2 protein-coding genes and 1 pseudogene are annotated in these 2,644 nt (G+C 46.8%); all 3 read right to left on the minus strand.

The features are described 5' to 3' along the window. Positions 1-304: 304 nt before the first annotated feature. On the minus strand, positions 305-907 hold the full coding sequence (locus PMI40_RS23255) for a DUF416 family protein (protein WP_157221516.1): 603 nt from the start codon (positions 905-907) through the stop codon (positions 305-307). Between the two features lie 899 nt (positions 908-1,806). Further along, a pseudogene (locus PMI40_RS23265) lies at positions 1,807-1,931 on the minus strand (DUF1153 domain-containing protein); the annotation flags it as partial. 73 nt (positions 1,932-2,004) lie between these two features. Further along, complete coding sequence (locus tag PMI40_RS23865) at positions 2,005-2,382, minus strand: hypothetical protein (protein ID WP_157221517.1); 378 nt, start codon at positions 2,380-2,382, stop codon at positions 2,005-2,007. Positions 2,383-2,644 lie beyond the last annotated feature (262 nt).

Below are 2,644 nucleotides of genomic sequence, written 5' to 3' on the forward strand. Positions count from 1 at the left end.
GGGATCCTGGTTCGGTACATTGGCGCCGAATGGATCGGTGTTATCCCATTGCCACACCACCGCGCCAGCCTGGTTGCTGACGGCCCGAGAGGTATTCAACTGATCGGTGTGGATGTAATAGGCGGGTTGCGCCGTGCCGTTGACACGGATGTTTGCTGTTGAGGAAGTGGAAGAGGTTCCTTGATCGTCGGTCGCCTTGGCGGTGATGGCTCTTAGAAGATCAAAAAATAGAAGAGCATAATGCTACTGATGGTAGCGGCGGAGTACGGGCACGCAAAAATGATTATGCTCTCGCTTTTGCCAGTTAAAAGATAGACTTTGATCGAGCCACAGATTTCTTGCGCAATTCTGTAAAAAGATTGGTTTCGCCGTCTTGAGTCACTGCCTCCAAAAGAGTGAGGTCCTCATCTTGAAAATTCAGCTCATCTTGGATTAAAGGGTGGGCGAGTATAAGATGTTCGTCGCTTTCCACACCAGCTACTGTACAAATAACAAAATTGTCTAGCGCCTCATAGACGCGCCTGGCGGCCCATAGCGCATTCATCGAATCGCAAGTGAGTAATGCTCTTAGAGCAAAAGTTGCTGCCGCACCAGCGTCCTCAGCGTACGGTTCTTGATATTCCCTGGCTATTTCAGGAGAAGGGATGGCGTGGAGGCATTCCTGTTCAAGCCCCACAAGAGTCGCGTGGTTCCAATTTTTGCTACTGACGCAGTTCCAGACAGAGTCCAACGCGTTTCTGTACAGAAGCGCCTGTGACGACGACAAGGACGCTTTAGCTGCGAATCTTGCATACGCAGGTAGAAGCTTCTCTGCACAGCATGCAGAAAAAACGACAATCCTACTGCACGAAAGACGATCAAGACGGTTCTTGAGTTTTGTATCGGAGAAAACGATTAAATTTGGCACAGTTTTACCATTTCGATGAGTGACGATCGATTATCGTGCGGTCGGTAGATTCAACAAAAATGCGTGCCATATATTTTCAATGTTCTGTATGAATTGTGGACTAATATTTTTTTAATAATTTTTATCTTCAACTTAATGAGTCCATTACAAAAATTTGATTTCAAAAACTAATTTTTTGAAATCTATTTCGTAATCTCGTATCCACGCCATTGGCAATAAAACCTTGGCTTTGATAAGAAAAAGCAGGCCCGATCAAGGTGGCGCCAAGTTTCTAAGTTCGCTAAGGATAAAGATTCCGGGCGCGACCCCGATGCACCAAGCACTCTCTATTCTAAGGTAAGTTCCAGCGCGATTTCTTGATTACACGGTTATTCTTATCCAGTTCTACCGACCATGCTTCTGTGTCGAGTGACAGTCGGTTCTCGAACCAGAGCCTCTCCTTGCACTCTCCGCTACATGGCCGACTTGCATATCTAGAAAACAGTGCATCACTAGTTTCTCTCACTGCGGGCGGTGTGCCAAAATGAGAAATTACAACGGCTTCGGTATCCCCGATTTTCACAGCCTGGAAGGCTGAATGTCGAATGTGTGACTTGTAAGAGCATGCCCCAATACTTCCCGAGACGACTGCGCCAAAAATCAGCAATGCGACAGTTGACGCGCTTTTCCAGTTTATAGTGGCTATCATAATCCAAACCTCTTTAGCAATCCTGTCAATGCGGATGTCATTGGGAACTCGTCATTTCCAGCATATGCCAGAAAGCAGCAGCGTAATGAGCTGGCCAAATCTGCTCACTTTATGCGTCTAATGCGAATGAACCAGCCGGCGTCTTCATGCCAAGGTGCTGATGCAGCCTCTGGTTGTGGTGAAGTCAATCAGTCGCCAATGACACGGCCAGCGGCGGAATATCGAATGACCGGCTGGCTCAGCCACCGTCGTTTTGCCCTGGATGATTTCCGTTACCAGCGCGGCTTTGCGCTTGGCTGTCCAACGCTTGAATTCTTCTTCCATGACCATGCTCATTTGATGTCCTTTCAGGATTATCTACTGAGCAGGTTTTCAGTGGGTCATTACAATGCATTGCATCGTGTAAGTGCTATTTCTCATTCGTAGAAAAATATCTCTTAACAAGCTTGATATCTTCAGATAAGTAACCAAGTTCTGGCATTTTGAGAGCATTCTGTAGACGTCTTTCGAACCTGATGCGGATAGCTTCAGGTCGCAATTCAGATATTTTTATTCGCGTCGTGTAAGCTGCTACACCATGCAACACTTCGTAAATTGCATCGTGCAGATTGCGTAGCATGACTTCTTCTGAGGTGCCAATGTACCCTTTAGATATAGCATCAGACATTTGACCAAGGCCTTTAATTGAATACCGTTCATCCCCTCCCTTTACGAGAGGATTTAAATCAATCTCCTGAGGCCAATCCAAGAAAGCTTTTACCAGCAAGTCATTAAATTTAAGTGTCATGTCTGCTCCTTTCATTTCCGAACCCGTCCATCAGGCCAAATGCTGTTGGGGCGCTTCCCTTTCTCCCAAGATCGTTTATCTGGCCAACGCTTCCATTGGTCTCCACCATGACTTGACGTGTCACGCTCCCAAACTGAACCATCCTCTGGGCAAAATTGCCCCGGAGTTCTTGGAATGCGTTCATATTTATCGGGTGCGGCATATGGATTAGCAGTCCTGCAATGCGGATGTCATTGGGAGCTCGTCATTTCCAGCATATGCC

Origin of the sequence: Herbaspirillum sp. YR522 (assembly GCF_000282575.1) — a bacterium.
GTDB lineage: Bacteria > Pseudomonadota > Gammaproteobacteria > Burkholderiales > Burkholderiaceae_D > Herbaspirillum.

Bases quoted from the DNA above. Each gene is read 5' to 3' on its own strand.
- PMI40_RS23865 (WP_157221517.1), bottom strand. From the start codon at position 2,382: ATGACACTTAAATTTAATGACTTGCTGGTAAAAGCTTTCTTGGATTGG.